21 protein-coding genes are annotated in these 22,316 nt (G+C 62.6%); 18 read left to right on the plus strand and 3 right to left on the minus strand.

What is annotated here, in order from left to right:
• Positions 1-39 precede the first annotated feature (39 nt).
• From O1Y97_RS25355 to O1Y97_RS25370, 4 genes are all read left to right on the plus strand, one after another.
• Entirely contained in the window at positions 40-1,047 is a 1,008-nt protein-coding gene (locus tag O1Y97_RS25355; protein ID WP_268738098.1) for a BMP family protein, read from the plus strand.
• Between the two features lie 9 nt (positions 1,048-1,056).
• On the plus strand, positions 1,057-2,589 hold the full coding sequence (locus tag O1Y97_RS25360; protein ID WP_268738099.1) for an ABC transporter ATP-binding protein: 1,533 nt from the start codon (positions 1,057-1,059) through the stop codon (positions 2,587-2,589).
• Between the two features lie 259 nt (positions 2,590-2,848).
• The gene (locus tag O1Y97_RS25365; protein ID WP_268738100.1) at positions 2,849-4,036 is read left to right on the plus strand and encodes a urate hydroxylase PuuD; all 1,188 of its coding nucleotides are present in this window, start codon (positions 2,849-2,851) and stop codon (positions 4,034-4,036) included.
• Positions 4,033-4,974, plus strand: coding sequence for a polysaccharide deacetylase family protein (locus tag O1Y97_RS25370; RefSeq protein ID WP_404801304.1), 942 nt, complete (start codon positions 4,033-4,035; stop codon positions 4,972-4,974). The genes O1Y97_RS25365 and O1Y97_RS25370 overlap by 4 nt, the downstream gene beginning before the upstream one ends.
• A 128-nt stretch (positions 4,975-5,102) precedes the next feature.
• Here the strand turns inward: O1Y97_RS25370 and O1Y97_RS25375 are convergent, their stop codons facing one another.
• Positions 5,103-5,522 carry a hypothetical protein gene (locus O1Y97_RS25375; RefSeq protein WP_318764307.1) on the minus strand — a complete coding sequence of 140 codons (420 nt, stop codon included), beginning with the start codon at positions 5,520-5,522 and terminating at the stop codon, positions 5,103-5,105.
• On the opposite strand from O1Y97_RS25375, the gene O1Y97_RS25380 reads away from it, so the two are divergent.
• The 9 genes from O1Y97_RS25380 to O1Y97_RS25420 all read left to right on the plus strand — a co-directional run bounded on the left by O1Y97_RS25380 (position 5,508) and on the right by O1Y97_RS25420 (position 14,234).
• Positions 5,508-6,449, plus strand: coding sequence for a leucyl aminopeptidase family protein (locus tag O1Y97_RS25380; RefSeq protein WP_318764306.1), 942 nt, complete (start codon positions 5,508-5,510; stop codon positions 6,447-6,449). The two genes, O1Y97_RS25375 and O1Y97_RS25380, sit on opposite strands and share 15 nt — an antisense overlap.
• 18 nt (positions 6,450-6,467) lie before the next feature.
• Positions 6,468-6,857 carry a RidA family protein gene (locus tag O1Y97_RS25385; RefSeq protein WP_183263921.1) on the plus strand — a complete coding sequence of 130 codons (390 nt, stop codon included), beginning with the start codon at positions 6,468-6,470 and terminating at the stop codon, positions 6,855-6,857.
• A 31-nt stretch (positions 6,858-6,888) separates the two neighbouring features.
• On the plus strand, positions 6,889-8,262 hold the full coding sequence (locus O1Y97_RS25390) for an amidase (RefSeq protein ID WP_318764290.1): 1,374 nt from the start codon (positions 6,889-6,891) through the stop codon (positions 8,260-8,262).
• Positions 8,247-8,993: a fumarylacetoacetate hydrolase family protein gene (locus O1Y97_RS25395; protein WP_268738104.1), complete on the plus strand. Its 747-nt coding sequence runs from the start codon at positions 8,247-8,249 to the stop codon at positions 8,991-8,993. Before O1Y97_RS25390 ends, O1Y97_RS25395 begins: the two co-directional genes overlap by 16 nt.
• Before the next feature lie 92 nt (positions 8,994-9,085).
• Positions 9,086-10,252: a pyridoxal-phosphate-dependent aminotransferase family protein gene (locus O1Y97_RS25400; RefSeq protein WP_268738105.1), complete on the plus strand. Its 1,167-nt coding sequence runs from the start codon at positions 9,086-9,088 to the stop codon at positions 10,250-10,252.
• Between the two features lie 104 nt (positions 10,253-10,356).
• Positions 10,357-10,755 (plus strand): GlcG/HbpS family heme-binding protein, encoded by a 399-nt coding sequence (locus O1Y97_RS25405; protein ID WP_108610299.1) that lies wholly within the window; start codon positions 10,357-10,359, stop codon positions 10,753-10,755.
• Positions 10,756-10,814: 59 nt separating this feature from the next.
• The gene (locus O1Y97_RS25410; protein WP_268738106.1) at positions 10,815-11,837 is read left to right on the plus strand and encodes an NAD(P)-dependent oxidoreductase; all 1,023 of its coding nucleotides are present in this window, start codon (positions 10,815-10,817) and stop codon (positions 11,835-11,837) included.
• 27 nt (positions 11,838-11,864) lie between these two features.
• Positions 11,865-13,124 carry an amidohydrolase family protein gene (locus O1Y97_RS25415; protein ID WP_318764291.1) on the plus strand — a complete coding sequence of 420 codons (1,260 nt, stop codon included), beginning with the start codon at positions 11,865-11,867 and terminating at the stop codon, positions 13,122-13,124.
• Positions 13,125-13,283: 159 nt separating this feature from the next.
• Entirely contained in the window at positions 13,284-14,234 is a 951-nt protein-coding gene (locus O1Y97_RS25420; protein ID WP_183263927.1) for a LysR family transcriptional regulator, read from the plus strand.
• A 247-nt stretch (positions 14,235-14,481) separates the two neighbouring features.
• Here O1Y97_RS25420 and O1Y97_RS25425 read toward each other — a convergent pair whose 3' ends face one another.
• Both O1Y97_RS25425 and O1Y97_RS25430 read right to left on the minus strand, forming a co-directional pair.
• Positions 14,482-17,667, minus strand: coding sequence for an efflux RND transporter permease subunit (locus O1Y97_RS25425; RefSeq protein ID WP_268738108.1), 3,186 nt, complete (start codon positions 17,665-17,667; stop codon positions 14,482-14,484).
• Positions 17,664-18,902 (minus strand): efflux RND transporter periplasmic adaptor subunit, encoded by a 1,239-nt coding sequence (locus O1Y97_RS25430; protein WP_268738109.1) that lies wholly within the window; start codon positions 18,900-18,902, stop codon positions 17,664-17,666. Before O1Y97_RS25430 ends, O1Y97_RS25425 begins: the two co-directional genes overlap by 4 nt.
• A 518-nt stretch (positions 18,903-19,420) precedes the next feature.
• On the opposite strand from O1Y97_RS25430, the gene O1Y97_RS25435 reads away from it, so the two are divergent.
• The 5 genes from O1Y97_RS25435 (at position 19,421) to O1Y97_RS25455 (ending at position 22,302) form a co-directional block, all read left to right on the plus strand.
• Positions 19,421-19,657: a DUF1344 domain-containing protein gene (locus O1Y97_RS25435; protein ID WP_183263929.1), complete on the plus strand. Its 237-nt coding sequence runs from the start codon at positions 19,421-19,423 to the stop codon at positions 19,655-19,657.
• Between the two features lie 494 nt (positions 19,658-20,151).
• Entirely contained in the window at positions 20,152-20,886 is a 735-nt protein-coding gene (minC, locus tag O1Y97_RS25440) for a septum site-determining protein MinC (protein ID WP_268738110.1), read from the plus strand.
• Positions 20,887-20,926: 40 nt separating this feature from the next.
• Complete coding sequence (gene minD / locus O1Y97_RS25445; protein ID WP_108610289.1) at positions 20,927-21,742, plus strand: septum site-determining protein MinD; 816 nt, start codon at positions 20,927-20,929, stop codon at positions 21,740-21,742.
• Complete coding sequence (gene minE / locus O1Y97_RS25450; protein WP_108610288.1) at positions 21,739-22,002, plus strand: cell division topological specificity factor MinE; 264 nt, start codon at positions 21,739-21,741, stop codon at positions 22,000-22,002. The genes minD and minE overlap by 4 nt, the downstream gene beginning before the upstream one ends.
• Before the next feature lie 90 nt (positions 22,003-22,092).
• On the plus strand, positions 22,093-22,302 hold the full coding sequence (locus O1Y97_RS25455) for a hypothetical protein (protein WP_108610287.1): 210 nt from the start codon (positions 22,093-22,095) through the stop codon (positions 22,300-22,302).
• Positions 22,303-22,316: the final 14 nt, after the last annotated feature.

A 22,316-nucleotide genomic window follows, 5' to 3' on the forward strand; every position in this document is an offset into this window, starting at 1 on the left:
AACATATTTCTGCAACTATAACTTGGGGAGAGAGCAATAATGGGTACCTTTACAGCAGCCATTGGCAGGCATTTCGGCCGAATGCTCGCGGCAGTCGCACTATGCGGTGCCATGATCGGCACAGCTTCCGCGCAAGACAAGATCAAGGCCGCCGTGATCTTCGGCGTCAGCAACCCGGCTTCCGTCAACGGATGGGACCGCGGTCATTACCAGGGCGTGCGCAAGCTGATCGACGAGCACGGCTGGGACGTGACCATGGCTGAAAACGTGCCGTTCCCGCTGATCGCCAGCACCGCCGAGAACTATGCCAAATCCGGCTTCCAGGTGGTGATCTTCACCTCGAGCGGCCAGGTCAAGGCCTGGGATCAGGTGGCACCGAACTATCCGAACACACTGTTCGCCATGCTGTCGACGACCAGCAGCCTGCCCAAATCCAACAACGTTGCCGCCTATGCGCCCGACTTCTATTCCTACGGCGTCATCAATGGGCTGATCGCGGGCCAGGCCACCAAGTCCAACAAGATCGCCGGCGTCGCCGGATTGCCGGTCAAGGCGGTCGAAGACATGTTCAGCGGCATCATCGAGGGCGCCAAGGTCGTCAATCCGAACGTGGAATTCCTGTCGGCGTTTTCCGGCGACTGGACCAACATCCCGCGTGCCCGCGAAGTTGCCGCGCTGCAGATCCAGCGAGGCGCCGATATCGTGCTCGGCAATGCCGGCGTCGGCACCCGTGGCATTCTCGACGCTTCGCAAAGCGGCAAGACCAAATTCGTCGGCTACGCGACCGACTGGGCGGTAGATGCGCCCGAAACTGTGCTCTCCAGCGTCATTCTGGATGTCGCCGGCTGGTACGATGCTCTCGCCAAGGACGTGGCCTCCGGCAAGGTCGAGCCGAGGATCAACGAATTCGGCGCCAAGACCTTCTCCGTGATGCCGCTCAATAAAGAGCATCTGACGACGGAGGAAATCACCAAGATCGAAGACAGCGTGCGCCGGTATCAGGCAGGCGAATTGTCGGTTCCCGTCGTCGCGCACAAGTTCAAGTAAGAGAGCCGGATGATGGTCGAGGCAAGTCCTGGAAGCGAAGCGGTAAGGCTTGAAGGAATCTCCAAGGCATTTGGCTCCTTCAAGGCCCTGGACAATGTCAGCGTTACTCTTCGGTACGGCGAAATCCATGCGCTGGTCGGCGAAAATGGCGCCGGCAAATCCACGCTGATGAACGTGTTGTACGGGATCCTGCAGCCAAGCGCAGGTCGCATGCTCGTCGGCGGGCAGGACGTCGGCTCTCATTGGTCGACACGGGACGCGATCGCCCACCAGATTGGCATGATCCACCAGCATTTCTCTTTGGTGATGGAACATTCCGTGCTCGACAACATCGTCATGCCGACGCTGAAATGGACCGATCTGGCCCCCAAATGGGGCCAGTATCGGGAGCGGTTCAGCGAGTTGTCGGGGCAGTTCGGTTTCGATCTGTCGCCTGACACATTGGTGGGCAAACTGTCCGTCGGGCAGCGCCAGCAGGTCGAGATATTAAAGATGCTCTACCAAGGGGCAAAGATCCTGATCCTGGACGAGCCGACGGCAGTTCTGACGCCGCAGCAGAGCGACCGCCTGCTGGAGATGCTGCTGCAGTTCCGCGACCGCGGCTATGCGGTGGTGATCATTACCCACAAGCTGGAACACGCGCTGGATCTTGCCGATCACATCACCGTCCTGCGAAACGGCCGCCAGATCGCAACTGTAGCGAAGGGCGAGGGCACGATTGCCGACATCGCCCGCATGATGGTGTCGCAGGAGGTGAACACGACGCAACGGCGAAGCCGTTCCGCGATGGGCAAAGTCGTGCTCGACATGGACAATGTCTCGCTCGACGTCGACGGGGTTGCCTTGCTCGACAAGATCTCTTTGCAAGTCAGGGAAGGAGAAATCCTGGGCGTGGCCGGCGTTGCCGGGAACGGCCAGTCCGAGTTGGCCGAAACGATCATCGGCCTTCAATCCACCACTGCCGGCAGTATCAGGATCTACGGCAAGGAACTCGGGACCACCTCGGTCGAGGCGCGACGCCGGGGCGGTATCGCCATCATTCCGGAGGACCGTCACGCCCATGCGGTGGTCGGCGAGATGGACATCGCCTCCAACTTCATCATGGGCCACGAGGGCGATCCGCAATTCTCCCGGCGCGGAATACTGAATCGCAAGAACATCGCCGAGTTCGCAAGGCATTGCATCGCCGAGTTCGACGTCCGTACGCGCACGGCGGAAACCAAACTCGAATTCCTGTCCGGCGGAAACCAGCAAAAAGTGGTCATCGGCCGCGAACTGTCGGCCAATCCAAGGCTGATCATCGCGCACGAGCCGGCGCGGGGACTCGATTTCGCGGCCACCGCCTATATCAGGCAGCGCCTGGTGCAGGCGGCGGAAGCAGGGGCAGGCGTACTGCTGATTTCGAGCGATCTCGATGAGTTGATGGAGCTGTCGACCCGTGTCGTGGTGCTCTATTGCGGACGCGCCGTGGGTACCGTGGATGCCGACGCATACGATCCGCAGCATTTCGGAAGCCTGATGGCCGGCGCCGAGGCAGCTTGACGCCAGTTGGTCCTGCGCAGCCGCCCGGCAAATGCCCGGCTGCTGCGCGGCATTCGCACAATCCACATCCGGGCCGCAGCCACTGTGCAGGTTCAAGCCAAGCCGCCGCTCCCAATCGTTGTGCCGCAAAAGCATTGATCGTTTTCTCGAAACAAAAGTATCGATCTTCGCGATTGAATGATCACCGGCATTCGCCATTCTTAGCGCAGGCCGAACACCAAGCGGCCGCTGGATTTTTAGTGAAGGCATATCCCAGATTATGGAAAACTACATTGCCGAATGGCTCCATCTGGTACTGCGCTGGTTCCATGTGGTCGCCGCGATAACCTGGGTCGGTTCGTCGTTCTACTTCAACAAGATTGACCGTTCGTTCCGGCCGCCGGAGCCGCCGGTAGACGGTGTCAGCGGTCAGCTCTGGTCGATTCATGGCGGCGCGATCTACAACTACAGCCGCTACCCGCTTGGCCCCGGTTACGTTCCGGGACAGCTGAAATGGTCGAAATGGGAATCGCTGGGCACCTGGATGTCCGGTGCGCTGCTCCTGGCCGTGGTCTATTGGTATGGCGCGAGCCTGAACCTCGTATCCGGCAGTGCCGATGCGCTTTCGCCGGTACTGGCGATATGCGTAAGCATCTTCTCGATCGTCTTCGGCTGGATCGCCTACGACGTGATCTGCAAGCAGATCAACGACGAGCGCATCCTGTTTGCCGTGCTCGGCGTCCTACTCTCGGGTTCGGTGTGGGTGTTCTTCCAGATATTCAGCGGCAAGGCGGCGTTCCTGCATGTCGGCATCGTCATGGGCACGATCATGGCGGGTAACGTCTGGTTCGTCATTCTGCCGGGCCAAAAGCGCATGCTCAAAGCCATGGCGGATGGAACGATCGCCCAGTTCGACGTCGGTGCCGAAGCCAAGAAGCGCAACTATCACAACAACTACCTGACCCTGCCGGTGGTCTTCGCGATGATCGGCGCCCATTTCCCGATGGTCTATGGACATGAACTGGGCTGGCTTGCCTTCATCCTGATCAGTGCCGCCGGCGTGTCGGTGCGCTACTTCTTCAATACGATGCACGCTGGCGAGGCCAGGCCCATCTACATCGCCTTCGGCGCGGCGCTGATCCTGGCCACCATGTTCATGATCGCTCCGACCCCGCGCAGCGTTGTGTCCGGCGAAACATCCGCCGTCACCTACAGCCAGGTTGCCGACATCCTCACCCAGCGCTGCGTGGCTTGCCATGCGGCAGATCCGTCGAAGGCGGGTTTTGTCGAGGCGCCGCCCAAGGGGCTGGTCCTGGACGCCGCGCCATCTGCGGTGAAAGCCGCCCAACTGGTCTACCAGCAGGCTGTCCAGACTCATGTCATGCCGCCTGGAAACGTAACCGAGATGACCGACGACGAGCGCGAACTGCTTCGTCAGTGGATCGAAGGCGGAGCCAAGGCGGAGTGAACATGAGCGAACAGGACAGCCAGGGCCCGGCGCGGGATTTCATAGGCTACGGCGCAACCCCACCAAATCCGAAATGGCCCGGTGGTGCCAGGCTGGCGGTGAACATCGCCCTCAATATCGAGGAAGGTTCCGAATACTCGCCACTCGACGGCGATGCCAAGACCGATACCGCGCTGACCGAAGGCGAGGGGATGGACACCGGCATCGCAGGGCGCGATCTCGCCGCCGAGTCGATGTACGAATATGGCAGCCGTGTGGGCGTCTGGCGGCTGCTGCGCATGCTTGCCGACCGCAACGTGCCCTACACCGCCTTTGCCTGTGCCCTGGCGCTGGAACGCCACCGCGAACTGGCCGAACGCATTGCCGTCGACGGAGCCGATATCTGCTGTCACGGCTGGCGCTGGGAGAAGCCCTGGCTGCTGACGCGTGAGCAGGAGCGCGAGCACATACAGCGCGCCATCGACAGCCTGCAGGCAACCGTCGGACGCAAGCCCGAAGGCTGGTGCTGCCGTTACGGGCCTAGCACGAATACACGCGAACTGCTGGTAGAGGCGCAGATCGGCTACGATTCCGACGCCTATAACGACGAAGTCCCCTATTGGGTCGAGGTCAAGGGCGTCCAGCAGCTCATCGTGCCCTATTCGCTGGTGACCAATGACTGCAAGCTAGTGCCCCGCGGTCTTCAGACGGCCGACGAGTTCCATGCTTTGCTGAGAGATGCCTTCGACCAGCTCTATGAAGAGGGCGCTGAGGCGCCGCGGATGCTGAATATCGGGCTGCATCCGCGTATGGCCGGCCACCCCGGCCGAGCACGCGGCCTTGCTCGATTCCTCGACCACATTGTCGGCCACAAGGACGTCTGGATCTGTCGACGCGCCGACATTGCCAGCCATTGGAAGACACATTTTCCTGCTCCGGCCACAGGTGCGGAGGCATGAGCGATGGGTCATGTTCCACCTCGGTCGATCGCATACTGCGCGGAGCCGATGCCGTCGTGTTGTGCCTGACGGCTGATCACTCGGATCACCCGGAGCTTGCCGCGGTCGAAACGAGACTTCGCCTCGCTTCAGGCTCCGTTCCGCAGCCGCTCTTCCTGGAAAACCGGAATATGCCAGTCGTCGCCGCCCTGCTCGGCGCCGACATTGCCGACGGTCGACGCCAGGCGGCGCAGGCCGTGGGCACCTTGCGCAAGATGAAGGTAGAGGGAGCGGCTATCGTCATCCCGTCTCGCTGCCAACTGGGGGACGATCCGGAACTCAAGCTGCAAGCGATCGCCGAAGGCGCTTTTCTCGCAAACCATGACTTTGTTTCGCGGGCCTTTCCCCGTTCCGGGGAACCTGCCCTGAGGCTGGGTTTTGCCTTTGGCAGTGGATGGGAGAGTGCCAAAGCCGACCGCGCGCTCGAGAGGGCGCGAGCGATAGCCGATGCCGCCGCGCTGGCGCGCGACCTTTGCACTGAGCCGCCGAACGTGATGACGCCGCCGCATTTTGCGGCTCGCATGAAAGAACTCGCAACCGAGGCCGGCCTGACCATCTCGATCATGGGTCGGGCGGAACTCGAAAATCAGGGCATGGGCGGGCTGCTGGCCGTGGCTTCGGGCAGCGCCTTCGAGCCGTTGCTGATCCGCATCGACTACAGGCCAGAGGGGGTGACTCAGAAGCCGGTCGTCCTCGTCGGCAAGACCGTCACCTTCGACAGTGGCGGCATTTCGCTCAAGCAGGCCCACGGCATGGAGCAGATGAAGGCCGACATGGGCGGCGGGGCGGCAGTCGCCGGCGCCATGCAGGCGGTTGCCAGACTGAAGCCTGATCTTGCCGTGACGGCGATCTTCGCGGTCGTGGAAAACATGCCGGGCCCCAATGCGATGCGGCCAGGGGACGTGCTGCGTACCCATTCCGGCAAGACTGTCGAGGTCATCAACACCGACGCCGAGGGCCGGCTGATCCTGGCGGATGCATTGTCATACGCCCGGTCGCTCGAACCACAGCTGATCATCGATCTGGCGACGCTCACCGGCGCGACCATGGGCATCTTTGGCCCGCTCGGCATTGCCACTTTCTCGACGGCGCCTTCCTGCCTGTCATTGCTCATCGAATCCGACAGGGTCGCCGGCGAGAAGATCTGGCCAATGCCGCTGTGGGATGAATATCTCGCCTTCCTGGAGAGCCCGGTCGCCGACCTGCGCAACTTCTCGAAGACCGGGCAGATGGGCAGCACGCCAGTCGCGGCGATGTTCCTGAAGCAGTTTGTGGGCGACGCGCCATGGCTGCATCTCGACCTCTACAACACCTGCTGGTCGGAACAGCCGCACGTCTTCGGGCCTTCCGGGCCGACCGGCAGCGGGACCCGCGTGCTCACGCAATTCGTGCTCGCGCTCGCCGACCGTGAGACCACTCGCAGCTCTTCAATTTAAGCATGAGGACTAACTGAAATGGCAATTCGTACCATCTACTCGCCCAAGGTTCTTGTTTCGCCGAACCCGCATTCCCAGGCCACCATGGCCGGCAATCATTTCTACACCGCGACCGTGGCGCTGGATCTGGAAGGCAAGGTCGTGGGCGTCGGCGACATCCGGGCGCAAACCAGGCAGGCCCTGACCAACCTGACGCACTTGCTCGAAGCAGCCGGCGGCACCCTCAAGGACGTGGCACGGGTCATGATCTACCTGTCCGACATGCGTTATTTCCAAGGCATGAACGAGGCCTACCGGGAGTTCTTCCACGGCGACGTGCTGCCGTCGCGCGCAACCGTCACCGGCACCTTCGGCATACCGGAACTGCTCGTCGAATTCGATGTGATCGCTCATATCGAAAACGACTGAGGTTCTGAACATGGCGTTATGGAAGCATGATGTGGCCGAGCTCAACGCCGGCTACAAGTTTGGCAGGTTCGATCCGGTCGACGTCTTGTCGGAAACGCAGGCCAGGATTCGCGTCGCCAACCCGATCCTCAATGCCATCATCACACCGGACGAGAAGGGGGCGGCTGAAGCCGCTCACGCCAGCGCCATGCGCTGGCGCGCCGGTCAGCCGCTTGGGCCGCTTGACGGTGTCCCGATCACCGTCAAGGACAACCTGCAGGTGCGCGGTTTGCGCTGCAGCTGGGGCAGCAAGCTGTTTGCCGACCATGTTCCCGACGCCGACGAGAGCCCGGTCGAACGCCTCAGGGCGGCGGGCGCGATCATTCTGGGCAAGACGAACGTCCCTGAATTCACCTTGCAGGGCTTTACCGACAACCTGCTCTTCGGCGCGACCGGCAATCCATGGGACCCGAACCTGTCTCCAGGCGGGTCAAGCGGCGGCGCGGTTGCGGCGACGGCTTCGGGCATGGGCGTGTTTGCCGTCGGCACGGATGGGGGCGGCTCGATCCGTCGGCCATGCGGTCACACCGGCCTCTATGGGCTCAAGCCGAGTCCGGGCTTCGTTGGCCGTAGTGGCGGGTTGCCGGGCCTGCTGCTCGATTTTGAAACCGTGGGACCAATGACGCGAACGGCGCGGGATTTGCGTCTCGCGGCGTCGGTCCTGGCTGCCCACGATCCGAACGACCGCGCCTCCTTCGCTTTCCCCGCCAAGGCGCGCATCGGCAGCTATCGCGTGCCCAAGACCACCAGGATCCTCTATGTGCCACGGTTCGGCTCGGCGCCAGTTGACACCGAGATTGCGGCAAGCGTCGACCGCGCGGCCTCGCGGCTCGTCGATCTCGGCTGTCGCGTCGACCAGGGCGAGACGCCGTTCGACGCGGAGGTGCTGGACGCCATCTGGGGCATGGTCGGGCCGGTTGGGCTGGCCTGGCTGATGCAGACGAGGGATGCGACCCAGGTCAACGAAAGCCTCGTGCCGATGATACGCACGGGCGGCGAAGTCAACGCTATGTCCTATTTCGACATGCTCACTCAGGTGGGCAGGCTGAGGGCGCAACTGGCGAAGGTCTTTGCCACCTACAATTTCATCATGACCCCCAGTATCGCGGCCCTGTCATGGCCGAAGTTGGAGACGCATCCGTCCCGGATCAACGGCATCGAGGTCGGGCCCCGCGGTCATGCCGTCTTCACCGCCTTCGCCAACGCAGGTGGATTGCCCGGCGTAGCCATTCCCGCCTCGCCATCATCTGGCGGCCTGCCAATCGGCTTCCAGCTTGTCGGCGCGTTCGGGTCGGACAACAGCCTCATCGACCTGGCCGAACACTACGACAACGCCTACGGGGGTTACCAATGGCCGGCGATCTGACCTCACAGGCAGGCGAACTGCTGCTATCGGCTCACCGCACCGGGGTCGGTGTGGAGCCTGACATGCCCGCTCCGCAGAGCCGTGCCGATGCCTATGGCATCCAGGATCATGTGTTGCGCCAGCTCGGCTCGGCGATCGCGTGGAAGATCGGACGGGCGGCCAACGATCCCGAGCCCTATATCGCGCCGATCCCGAAGCTCGGCATCGTGCGGCCGGACGGGCGCTGCGTGTTGCCCCCGGGCGCTGCCCAGCTTGGTGTCGAGGCGGAACTGGGCATGCGGCTTGGCAAGGAGATCACCCCGGAGATGGCAACGTTGGGTCGGGCTGAGTGCCTGGCGCTGTTCAGCCATGTCGTTCCGTTGCTTGAGATCTTGCACACTCGACTTGCCGGGGCCAACGCCGCAGCGCCGCTTTGGAAACTGGCGGATTTTCAGGCCAGCGGCGGTGTTGTCCTTGGGGCGCCGGTCACCTGGACCGGGCAGGATCTGGCTTCGATTCAGGTCATGGTCAATGGCGAGGCGAGGGAGGCCAGGCATCCCTTCGGCGATCCGCTCGAACTGTTGCACTGGGCGGTCCGGCATCTCGCGCGGCGCGGCGGGGCGCCGACAGGCACGGTGCTGACCACAGGCAGTTATACCGGCATCACCCAGGTTGGTGCCGGCGGGCGGTTCGAAGCTGAGTTCTCCAGGTTCGGCGAAGTCAGGACGCAGGTCATTTCGCCCGGCCATTGATGAAATAACCTGCATAAAAGCCGATAGTTTTTCAATTGTAAGATCAAAGACGTTCGCCGAATACTCTCGGAGACGATTGGGAGAAGACTACTATGATGCACCAAGGGACCCACTTCCTGCAGATACCGGGACCTTCGCCCGTGCCGGCGGACGTCCTGGCGGCCACGGGCCGCCAGGTGATCGATCACCGCGGCCCCGAGTTCGGCGAACTGGGTTCCAAGCTGCTCCGCGACATCAAGAAAATCTTCAAGACCCAGCATGACGTGGTGATCTTCCCGGCTTCGGGCACCGGTGCGTGGGAAGCTGCGCTGGCCAACCTGTTCTCGCCCGGCGATCGCATCGCCACCTTCGAGACTGGCCATTTTGCCAGTCTCTGGAGCCGCATGGCGATCAAGCTGGGGCTCAAGCCGACCACGCTCGGCACCAACTGGCGCGCCGGTGCCGATCCGGCCGTGATCGAAGACGCGCTGCGCCAGGATCGCAACCATGAAATCCGCGCAGTGTGCATCGTGCACAACGAGACCTCGACCGGTTCGACCTCCCGCCTGGCCGATATCCGAGCAGCCATCGACGCGGCCAACCATCCGGCACTGTTCGTGGTGGACACGATCTCGGGACTGGCGTCGGCCGATCTGCGCATGGACGAGTGGGGCATCGATGTCGTCGTGTCTGGTTCGCAGAAGGGGCTGATGCTGCCGCCCGGCCTGTCGTTCAACGCGGTTGGCCCAAAGGCCCTCGAAGCGTCGAAGGCTGGCAGCATGCCTCGCTCCTATTGGGACTGGAGCGAGATGATCGCCATCAACAAGAGCGGCTACTTTCCCTACACCCCGGCCACCAATCTGCTGTTCGGCCTGTCGCTCGTGCTCGACAAGCTGCTCGACGAAGGACTGGAGGCCGTGTTTGCTCGCCACGAGCGCCTTGCCGAGGCCACCCGCCGCGCAGTCCAGGCCTGGGGACTCGAGAACCTCTGCAACTCTCCGATCCACTATTCGCCGGTGCTCACCACCGTCATGATGCCGGAGGGCCATAGCGCCGATGCCTACCGTCGGATCGCGCTGGAAAAGTTCAACATGTCGCTGGGCTCGGGTCTGTCGAAGGTTGCGGACAAGGTGTTCCGCATCGGCCATCTTGGCAACATCAACGAACTGACGCTTGCCGGCACGCTTGCCGGCTGCGAGATGAGCCTCGACCTCGCAGGCGTTCCGCATCAGCGCGGTGGCGTCGACGTGGCGATGAAATACCTCGCGGAAACGGCTTGAGGGTTGGTCGCCATGACGGCACTGGGAGAGGCTGGGCACGTCCCCGTCTTCGCCGATGTTCGCGATCGATCTAAACGGCGCGAAATGAATTTTGGGAGGACATCATGAAATCGACGACGAAAATCGAACAGGGCGACATCGAGCGGGTGTTGGCGGCGGCTGTGGCTGAGGCAGCCTCCAACGGCTGGAATGTCAGCGTCGCCGCGGTCGATCCCGGTGGCCACCTTTTGGGGTTCATCCGGCGTGACGGCGCCAACGCCGCTTCGGCCGAGGTGGCCGTGGCGAAGGCACGTACGGCTGCAATCTTCAACGGTCCGACAGGTGCACTGGAGGATCGCATCGCAGGTCGTCCAGGCGTCATGACCTTGCCGGGTGCAACACCGCTGCGTGGCGGGCTGCCGCTTGTCGCAGGTGGCGAGCTTGTCGGCGCTATCGGCGTTTCCGGCGTCGCACCGCAGCAGGACGAGCAGATCGCGCAGGCAGGGGCCGCAGCACTCGGTTGACTTGCCATCACCCGCTCGCAACGGTGCCTCGGCATCACCCGCTTCAAGAAGGCAACGCCGTGTCCAATCTGAAAGTCCTGTTTGCTACCTTCCGCGCCCCACGGCATCAGAAGATAGCCATGGAGGCAGCGCCCGAGGGGCTCGACATTACGATGTGCGAAGCGCCGTCGCGTGCCGAGCTCCTGGAGCAGCTGCCGCTCGCCGATGTCTTCATAAGCGAGCGCAGCGGCTTGATCGATGCGGAGATGCTTGCCACCGGCCGCAGGCTTCGCCTTGTCCAGCGGCTCGGTCGCATGACACATGACGTCGACGCGGCCGCGGCGCGAAAGGCTGGCATACCCGTTTGCCGATGGCCGTTGCGCGGCTGCTCGATGGTTGCCGAGCACGCCATGATGCAGGTGTTGTCCTTAGTCAAGGCCAGCCGCGAGGCGGAGCATGCGCTGGTTGCTACGCCGGACTGGGGGACGCCGCCCAAGAAATGCGACGAGAACCATTTTGCCTACAACTGGACGGAGCGCCGCAAGATCCGCTCTCTGGCCGGCGCGACGGTCGGCATTCTCGGATTCGGCGAGATTGGTGCCGAACTTGCCGTTCGGCTGCGGGCCTTCGATTGCGAGGTCTTGTACAACAAGCGGTCGCGGCTGCCGGCGGCGGTCGAAGCCGAGTTCGGCGTCGAATATGCGGATATCGATTCCATACGCGCGCGCAGCGACGTCCTCTGCATCCTGCTGCCGCATGGCGAGGGCATTGGCGAGATGATCGACCATGCTTTCATCGAGCGGATGAAGCCGGGCGCCTATCTCGTTTCGACGGGGGCAAGCACGGTTCTCAACGAGGCCGACGTGGCCGCCGCCTATCGCGTCGGCATCCTGTCGGGCGTGGCGACGGACGGCTGGACCTGGGAGCCAGTGCCGCGTGACAACCCGTTGCTGCGCCTTGCCGACGACCCGCAGGCGAATGTGGTCTTTACTCCCCACATTGCTGGCGGCGTGCGCTCGAATGACAGGTCGATGCGCGAACTCGAATGGGAGAACATCCGGCGTCTGATGGATGGCCGGGAACTGCGTCACCGAGTTGCCTGACAAGGCTGAAAGGCGGGAGACAAAGGCATGACAGGACAGCCTCGGCTACTGCTGCGAAATGGTATGTCTCCCGTGGGCACGGGTGGCTCGGCCCCTGTCGACATCCTGATTTCCGCAGAGGGGCGGATGCTCGATATCGCACCGGGGATCAGCGCCAGCGAAGTGATGTCGATAGACGTCGGCGGACGTCTGGTTACACCCGGCTTCGTCGACATGCACCAGCATCTCGACAAGAGCTTCACCCTGGCTGACGCGCCCAACCGCGACGGCACGTTGATGGGCGCGATCGAGGCGTTCCGCGCCTATTCCAAGGGGCTGGAAAAAGAGAACATTCTCAAGCGTGCCGAAGCGACGCTCGACACATGCGTCGCGATGGGCACGAGCGCTATCCGCACGCATGCCAATCTCGACTACGAGCTGGAACTCAAGAGTGTCGAGGCCATGTGCGAACTGCGCGCGAAAAGCCGTGGCAGGATACACCTCGAGGTCGTGGCCTTTGCGACGTCGAGTGCGGCGCGGGGCGACCTGGCTGTCGCACGCGAACTTCTCGAACGCGCAATTGCGGCCGGTGCCGACTGCATAGGCGGCACGCCCAATCTCGCTCCCGATCCCAGGAGCTATATCGACATGCTCCTTGACGTAGCCGAACGTCATGACCGCTGCATGGATCTGCATATCGACGAAACGCTCGACCCCGGCGCACGCTGGTTCGACTATCTTGTCGAGCAGACAATGCGGCGAGGCATGGGCGGCAGGGTGGTCGGCAGCCATGTGTCGTCGCTTTCCGCGGTCTCCGACGACGAGGCACGACGTTCGATCGATGCAGCCGCCAAGGCCGGCGTCGCCGTATGCACGTTGCCCGCAGCCAATCTGTTCCTCCAGGGCAGGGACAGGCGTCAACTCGTTCCGCGCGGCCTTACCCGCGTGGCGGAGATGCTCGACGCTGGCGTGCCGGTGGCGACCGCTTCCGACAATATCCAGGACGCCTTCGTTCCCGTCGGCTCCGGCGATCTGCTCGAGATCGCGCGATGGACCATCCTTGCCGCTCACTTGATGGAGGATGCGACCGGCCGTGCCTTTCGCATGATCACCGACGCACCCGCGCAGATCATGCAACTGGGTGCCGACTACGGCTTGCGTGCCGGCGCCTTCGCCGATCTTGTCGTGAGCCGCAGCGAAAATGTCGGGCGTCTCGTCGCCGGTGGCGCTGCCGACCGTTCGGTCATGCATCGTGGGGAATTTGTCGCGGGCCCGCTTTGCGCAATCCACACGGCTGCTCCCGCCTAGAAGACCAGGCACGATCTGCCGCCTGCATGAAGGGCCAGATGGCTCGTCGTGCGCCATTGCCGCCGGGGCCTTCATGCGCTGCCTGGAGTTCGGCCGCGCGATGGACCTTCGAGCGGCTTTCTGCAATGGTATTGCTTGGGGGAGACGACACGCATTTCAATGAAAAATGTCACCATCAAGCAGTTGCGCGCATTCGTTGCGGTCGCGGAATTGGGACGCTTTCGGCTCGCAACCGAGCATATCGGCGTGACGCAGTCCGCCATCAGCGTCTTGATCAAGGAACTCGAGTCGCAATTGGGCGTGATGCTGTTTGATCGGCATACGCGCATGGTCGGGTTGACCTATGCGGGAGAGATATTCCTGCCGCTGGCTCGCCGGGCCATCGAACAGGTCGACAATGCCATCAACACGATGGATGACATTGCGTCGCTTCGAACCGGCAAGGTTACGATCGCTGCGGCCATCGTACTTGCTTCGTCGCTTCTGCCCGACGTGATTGCACGCTTCAAGAAAGAGCATCCGCTGGTCAAGGTGTCGCTGCTGGACTTGCCGGAGAACCGTATTCGCGATCTCGTTGCGGACGGTTCCGTCGACATCGGTGTCGCCACCAGCCGTCCGATCGAAGAAAAGGTGCGCGAGCACCATCTCTTCTACGACCGTTTTGCGGTGTTCTTTGCAAAGGGCCATCCATTCGAATCCGGCACGCAGGTTCGCTGGATCGACATGGAGGGGCAAGATCTTGTTGGCTTTCCCCCCGACAGTCCGATCCAGAAGATGGTTGATCGCGTGCTGGGTGAGAACGAGATTTCCGTAAACCGGCTCTTTGCCGTCAATTTCTCATCGACGATGCTGTCCCTGGTCGATCGGGGTCTCGGGGTGTGCATTGCTCCAGAGAACTCTCACTCGCTGTCGGCCTCGACACTGACCGAGGTGCGCCCCTTGGTAGAGCCGCAACTAGATCGGGAGGTGGTCACCCTGACCTTGCGCGAGCGGACCCCGAGCACGCCGGTGCGCAGCTTCCTCGACATGCTGATTGCAAGCGCGGCGAAGCAATATCCGAAGGTATCGAAACCCGCATTGACGGTGGCGACGGCAAGGTCGGCGGGTTGACGCGCAAAGTGACCCACGGGTGTCGAAGAGGCTGAGCAATCGGCTCCGGCTCGGCATCATGGCGATCATCGCTGCGGTACCGACGACAACGCCACACAGAACCGCACCACCATCGCTCGGCGCTTTCCAATAAAAAAGCCGCGCCAACGATTCAGTCACGCAAGGAGCGGCTCCAAGCCGCCGGCCGGGAAGCCCCCGTGTCAGCCGTCGAGGGCAACCCCAGCCGGTGCTACGTCAATGCCTGGATCTAGTGAACGACCTCGCTTTCGGAGGCGGCCATCGTCGCCCCGATGTTGCGTTCACGCCGCAGCACAAACCGTCTGATGACCACGTAGAAGACGGGCGTCAGGATCAATCCGAACACCGTAACGCCAAGCATGCCGGCGAACACGGCGATGCCCATGGCATGGCGCATCTCGGCGCCAGCGCCGGTTGCGATGACCAGAGGCACGACGCCGGCAATGAAGGCGAGCGACGTCATCAGGATCGGCCTCAGGCGCAGGCGCGCGGCTTCGAGCACCGCCGCCAGAGGATCGCTGCCTTTCTTTTCCTCCTCATGGGCGAACTCGACGATAAGGATCGCGTTCTTGGCCGCAAGCCCGACAAGGACGACAAACGCGATCTGCGTGAAGATGTTGTTGTCGCCGTTCGAGAGCCAAACCCCTCCGATTGCCGAGAGCACTGCCAGCGGCGCGATGAGCAGGACAGCAAACGGCAGGGACCAGCTGTTGTACTGTGCCGCCAGGATCAGGAACGCCAACAGGACCGCGAGCGGGAACACGATCATGGCCGTGTTGCCTGCCTGTTTCTCCTGGAAGACCAGGTCGGTCCATTCGTACGCCATGCCGGCCGGCAGCGTCTCGCGCATGATCCGCTCGATTGCCGCCGTCGCCTGACCGGACGAATAGCCGGAAGCTGGCCCTCCCGTAATGTCCACTGACGGATAGCCGTTGTAGTGCATCACACGGTCGGGGCCGGAGCTGGTTGCGATGGTGGCAAGTGCCGCAAGCGGAACCATTTCGCCAGCGGCGTTGCGAACCTTCAGGCGCGCGATGTCGTCCACCTCGGCGCGGAAGGGCGCATCGGCCTGGACGATGACGCGATAGGTGCGGCCGAAGCGGTTGAAGTCGTTGGCGTAGAGCGAGCCGAGATTGACCTGCAGGGTCTCGAAGATCCCTGTCAGCGGAACACCTTGTGCCTTGGCCTTGACTCGATCGAGATCGACATGGACCTGCGGGGCATTGACCTGAAAGCTCGCCATCATGCCGGCGAGTTCAGGTGCCGCGGCCGCCTTGGCCATGATCTCGCCCTGCACCTTGGCCAGGGCCTCGAGGCCCATGCCGGCGCGATCCTCGACCTGAAGCTTGAAGCCACCTGTCGTGCCGAGCCCGGGGACCGGAGGCGGCGGGAAGATGCCGACGAAGCCGTCGGGGATCTGGCTGTATTTGCCCATCAGGCGACCTGCGATGGCGTTGGCCGACAGCGACGGATCCTTGCGCTGATCGAAGGGGTCGAGCATGGCGAAGACCACGGCGGCGTTGGGCAGGTTGACGAAGCCGTTCACCGAGAGGCCGGGAAAGGCGACGATGCTTTCGACACCGGGCTCGGCCAGCGCAATCCTGGACATCTCCTTGACGACTGCTTCGGTACGATCGAGCGAGGCGCCAGAGGGCAACTGCGCGATGCCGACGAGGTAGTACTTGTCCTGCGCGGGCACGAAGCCGCTCGGGATACTTTGGAACCCGAGATACGTCGCGCCCAGCAGCCCCGCATAGATGACGAACACCACGCCGCTGATGCGGATTGCGCGGCGCGCGGTTCCGACATAGGCGTTCGACGCCCTGTCGAAGAAGCGGTTGAACAGCCGGAAGAACCTGCCGAACAGGAAGTCGATGCCGCGGGTCAGCCAATCGCGGCGGGCACCGCCATGGTGCGGTTTCAGCAGCATCGCAGCCAATGCCGGCGAAAGCGTCAGCGAGTTGATCGCCGAAAGCACCGTCGAGATGGCGATCGTCACCGCGAACTGACGGTAGAACTCGCCCTGAAGACCCGACAGAAATGCGGACGGGATGAACACGGCAGCCAGGACGGACGTGATCGCAATGATCGGTGCGGTCACCTCGTCCATCGCCTTGCGCGCCGCTTCCTTCGGCGTTTCGCCAAGGCCGATGTGCCGTTCGACATTCTCGACCACAACGATGGCGTCGTCGACCACGATGCCGATCGACAGGACCAGGCCGAACAGCGACAAGGTGTTGAGCGAGAAACCCATGAGATACATCACCGCGAGCGTGCCGACGAGCGATATGGGCACGGCCACCAGCGGAATGATGGACGCACGCCATGTCTGCAGGAACAGGACGACGACGATGACGACCAGGACGATCGCTTCGAGCAGCGTCGTCATGACGGCGGCAAGCGACGCACGCACGAAGACGGTCGGATCGTAGGCAATACGGTATTCCAGGCCCTCCGGAAAACCTTGCTGCAACTGCTCCATCTCGGCGTGCACGGCGTTGGAGACGTCCAGTGCATTTGCGCCGGGCCGCTGGATGATCTGTATCGCGACGGCCGGCTCGCCGTCGAGCAGGCTGCGCAACGCGTAGCCATCGGCGCCGAGACCAATCCGGGCAACATCGCGCAGGCGCACGATCTGCCCGTCATCGCCTGTCTTGATCACGATCTCGCCGAACTGTTCCTCGCTGGACAGCCGCCCCAACGTACTGACCGTGACCTCGTAGCTGGCTGCCGCCGACGGCTGCTGGCCTACCGAGCCGGCTGCGACCTGGACGTTTTGTTCGCGAATGGCAGCGACGACATCGCTCGCGGTCATGCCGCGCGCGGCAACCTTGGCGGGGTCCAGCCAGACGCGCATGGCGTACTCGCCGGCGCCCCAAATGATGACGTCGCCAACCCCTGGCAGGCGGGCGAGCGTGTCGCGAATCTGGAGGGTAGCAAAGTTGGAGATGTAGAGCGGATCGTAGCGTTTGTCGGGCGATACAAGATGTACCACCATCAGGATGTCGGGCGACGTCTTCTGGGTAACAACGCCGATGCGCTGAACTTCTTCCGGCAGGCGTGGCAGCGCCCGCGACACGCGGTTCTGCACCTGGATCTGGGCCATATCAGGATCCGTGCCCTGCGCGAAGGTGACCGTGAGCGTCATCCGACCGTCGGTCGCGGCCTGCGAGCTCATATAGAGCATGCCTTCGACGCCATTGATCGACTGCTCGAGTGGCGATGCGACCGTTTCGGCGATCACCTCGGGATTGGCGCCGGGATAGCTTGCCGTCACCTGCACGGTCGGCGGGGTGACGGACGGATATTCACTCAGGGAGAGACGGAACAGTGCCATCGCGCCGGCAATCAGCATGAGAGCCGACAGCACGATCGCAAAGATCGGGCGATTGATGAAAAAGTGCGGCAGGCTCATCGACGTGCCTCCTGCGTGTCGCCGTCGGCAGCGCCGTCGACCGAACGCTGATCGGGCGCCATCGCGATCCGATTCGGGGTAACCTGCATGCCGGGCCGGACAAGCCCCTTGATGATGACCGTGTCGCCGGGGTTGAGGCCGCTTGCAACAACGCGCAGTCCCTCGTTCATCGCGCCCAGTTCGACCGGCCGGTATTCGACCATATCGCCAGCGCCCAGCACCAGGACGTAGCGGCGTCCCTGATCGGTCCCGACTGCCTGATCGTCGATGAGAACGGTTTCTTGGGGCGCGCTGGTCGCAAGTTTCACCCGCGCGAACAGGCCAGGTGTCAGCCGGCCGTCGGGATTGGCCAGCACCGCTCGGGCGCGGATCGTACCGGTGCCACGATCGAGACGATTTCCGACGAAGTCCAAGGTACCCGAATGCGGGTAGCCGTTCTCGGTGGCGAGCCCGACTTCCACCGGGAACGAGGCGCCCTTGCGCCCGGCGGCGGCGGGGCGGGCTTGGCCCAGAAAGTTCAGATAAGTCGCTTCATCGATATCGAAATAGACATGGGCAGGGTCGACCGACACGATCGTGGTGAGCAATGTCGCGGCGCCTCCGGATGCGCCGGTGACGAGGTTTCCTTCTGTCACAAGTACCCTGTCGACGCGTCCGGCGATCGGGGCGGTCACGCGGGAATAGGAAAGGTCGAGGCTGGCTGCTGCATTTGCGGCCTTTGCCTCAAGCACCTGCGCTTGCCGCTCCTGCCTCCCGGACACGTCGTCATCATAGGTCTTGCTGGCGATGGCTCCACTCGGGAGCAGCCGCTGCGATCGATCGAGGTCGGTCTCGGCCTGGGAGAGCAGAACCTCGGCCCGTTGCAATTGCGCTTCCGCATTCTGGAGTGCAACCTCAAACGGGCGAGGGTCGATCTGGAAGAGCAACTGGCCGCGCTCGACGAGCCCACCCTCGGGAACGCTGACCGATTCGATGGTGCCGCCGACACTGGAGCGGAGTTCGACGGTCTTGGCGGCTGCGACGACGCCGGTAAACTCGGACGACGGCGCAAGCACGCGGGTGATGACTTCCGCCACCGGCACCTGTGGAGGCGGGGGTGTTGGCGCGGTCTGGCTCGTCTCGCCGGAGGCCATAGCCTGCCTGACATAGGCTGGCACGCCATCGGTATAGGAGAACCATGCAGCGCCACTCAACGCGGCTGCGGCCACCAGTATTATTCTAGTCTTCCCAGTCATTTGAAACGATCCCGTCGACAAAAATGCGACGTCTGTGACGACGCCGCTTGATGATTTTCGGCGAAGCTAGAGTTTCCAGTTACAGGAAGGTCAACCGTCTTCTGTTGCTGCAGCCAATTTGCATGCATCGCCGCAGAAAACCTCCGATCGGCAGCGAATCAACCGCGCTCACATCCTCATGAGAGATGGCCAGATGCCCATGCACGAGGGTGCTAACCGCCGATTTGCAAAGAGGTTTCTACCCGGCAAAGCCATCAGACACAGCTGTCCATCGACCCGCTTGACTTTCCAGTAACTGGAAAGCGCAGCCTTCAACAACGGCTCGAAAAGCCGCCACCAGGAAGGAGACGGAAATGCCCTGCTGATACTCGAACATGGCTAGCGGCCAGTCCGCAGGCCCGCATCGCCGGTCATCGGACCGAAGTCAGATCTTTACGAAAAACACTGGCGTGGACGATCCAGGCATCAGCGATGCCAGGAGCGCCCCTCCATTGTCCAAAATAGAAGGCACACCTAAAATGAAGACCATCCTCCTCATCGCTTCGCCTCTCATTTTCCTTGCGGGCGCAGCACTCGCATCGTCCAGTGGCGGCGTCGTAGCCAAATACAATCACGACGTGCGTGTCATCACGCTCGAGAACGGCAGAAGCTACACGGTGCCGCGCGACGTCGCCTTGCCCCCGCTCCAGGCCGGCGACAACGTGTCGATTCAACTGAACGACGAAGGAGACCGCGTGACTGCCGTGCTGAAGTAGTCGACTCGCACGTCCACGACGACAAGCGCCACGGGACTCCCACCCGTGGCGTATCGTTCGCCGAGGTTCCATTCCGCTTTCACCGGGTGAGCTTCCCGATGCCGGTGATGCTCGTAGCGCGCATAGACTGCGGGGCAAACTGTCTCTGTTGCATTTGAAAATCTGCGCGCGGCCAACGCGAAAGCCGCACGATAGTCGCATAAGATATCTTATGGAACAAATCTCGAGCTGTTCTCTTGTGGGCTCGATTCTTGCCGAAATCCATCTTGTCGGCCGCTCAATTGCCCGCATTCGAGTTTTGACATCGAGATCAGCATGCTGGGCTCGTATCAATTTTAGTTTCAGCCGATATTTCGATTAAGCGTCTGATTAACAATAGTTTTTATCTACATCATCAAATTTCAAAAGGGCGAACTCCGGTCAAGCCCGCCTCAGATATTAACCATTCGTTAACCATTTCCTCGGTACACCGGAGCAACCGAAAATTAACCAAGATGACCGAAGTGTTAACTCAACCCCGGCCGATCCGCCTCAAGGGGCGATCCTTCCTTGCGCTCGCGCTTACCCCGGAACTCCCTTTCGAGGACTGGCTGGCGCGCCTCGACGATTTGGCCGCCCGCTCGGCCGGATTTTTCCTGCGACGCCCGATCGTCCTCGACGTGGGCGGGTTACCCATCGATCGCTTGCAGATTCGCGAACTCGTCGACCAACTCGGCAGACGCAATGTGCGGATCATGGGCATTGAAGGCGCGATGCCCTCATTGCTCGGCTCGGACATGCCACCGGCGATGAGCGACGGACGCCCGGCCTCGGACTTCGAAGCGCCGGTCGCGCATGAGGACGACGAAGCCGGCCCCACCCAACACGTCGTGCCTTCCGACCCGCAGCCGGCCAAGGCCACGCCTTCGATCGTCGTTACCCAGCCGGTGCGCTCGGGGCAGTCGCTGTTCTTCCCCGAAGGCGATGTGACCATTGTCGGATCGGTTGCATCCGGCGCCGAGGTCGTTGCCGGCGGATCGATCCACATCTACGGCACGCTGCGGGGTCGTGCGATGGCCGGCACGACGGGCAACGCCTCCGCGCGCATCTTTTGCCGCAAGCTCGAAGCCGAACTCATCGCCATCGACGGCTTCTACAAGACAGCCGAGGACATGGAGCCCAATCTGCGCGGGAAGGCCGTCCAGATCTGGCTCGAAGGCGACGCAATCAAGGCGGCAACCCTCGGCTGAGCCGAAGGCGTGCCCAATCGAATAAACAGGAGAGAGGTCTATGGGCAAAGTGGTCGTGGTCACTTCGGGTAAAGGCGGCGTCGGCAAGACGACGTCGTCCGCCGCACTGGGCGCGGCCCTTGCGCAAAGCGGCGACAAGGTCGTGGTCGTGGACTTCGACGTCGGCCTTCGCAATCTCGACCTCGTCATGGGCGCCGAAAGACGGGTGGTCTACGACCTCGTCAACGTGATCCAGGGCGAAGCCAAGCTGGCGCAAGCGCTGATTCGCGACAAACGGCTGGAGACCCTCTACCTGCTGGCGGCCTCGCAGACGCGCGACAAGGACAACCTCACGCCTGAAGGTGTCGAGAAGGTCATTGCCGCTTTGAAGAAGACTTTCGACTGGGTCATCTGCGACAGCCCGGCTGGCATCGAGCGCGGAGCAACGCTTGCCATGCGCCATGCGGACGTGGCCATCGTCGTGACCAATCCGGAGGTTTCTTCGGTGCGCGATTCCGATCGCATCATCGGCCTGCTCGATTCCAAGACGCTCAAGGCCGAGAATGGCGAGCGCATGGAAAAGCACCTGCTTCTCACCCGCTACGACCCGGCTCGCGCCGAGCGCGGCGACATGCTGAAGGTCGACGACGTCCTCGAGATCCTGTCGATCCCGCTGCTCGGCATCATACCGGAAAGCATGGACGTGCTGCGCGCATCCAATGTCGGCTCCCCGGTCACCCTGGCGGATGGCCGCAGCGCGCCGGCGGTCGCCTATTTCAATGCCGCGCGCCGGCTCAAGGGCGAGGACCTGCCAGTCACCATCCCGGGCGAAAAGCGGGGTTTCTTCGGCAAGATCTTCGGAAGGAAAGCGGCATGAAATTCTTCCAGCTCTTTTCCCGCCCCCAGTCGGCCCCCGCCGCGCGCGAGCGCCTGCAGGTGCTGTTGGCCCACGAGCGTGCTTCGGCAGGCGATTCGGACCTCGTTGCCAAATTGCGCGACGAAATCCTGCGCGCCATCTCCAAGCACATGCAGATCGACGACGACAAAGTCAGCGTCAAGATGGAGCGCGGCGCCAAGGTCTCGACGCTCGCCGTCGACATCGAGATCCCGTTCGACGCAGGCAAGAAGGCGGCCTGACGGCCGCCACCCGCCAGCTCGCCGTACGTCCCGCAGGGTTCGTTTGGGATGCTCTCAACGACCACTCCCTGCCAGCAAAGGAGGGAAATCATGACCCGACTCGCACTTCTGGAAAGGCTGAAGGAGGTCCAGCAGATGCCCAAGCATCAGGGACGCGACATCACCACCATCAGCGCAGTCCTTTCGAATCAGGCGCTGGCCAGGCATTTGGAACTCTGCGAGGAAGCCGCGGGCGCCACGCCGCGGTTCGCAGCAAAAGCCGGCAGTGCGGCTGGGCAGCCGCACACCGGCAGGGATTGAAGCGACCGCCCTAT

Source organism: Aminobacter niigataensis, from assembly GCF_946995915.1.
Lineage (GTDB): Bacteria > Pseudomonadota > Alphaproteobacteria > Rhizobiales > Rhizobiaceae > Aminobacter > Aminobacter niigataensis.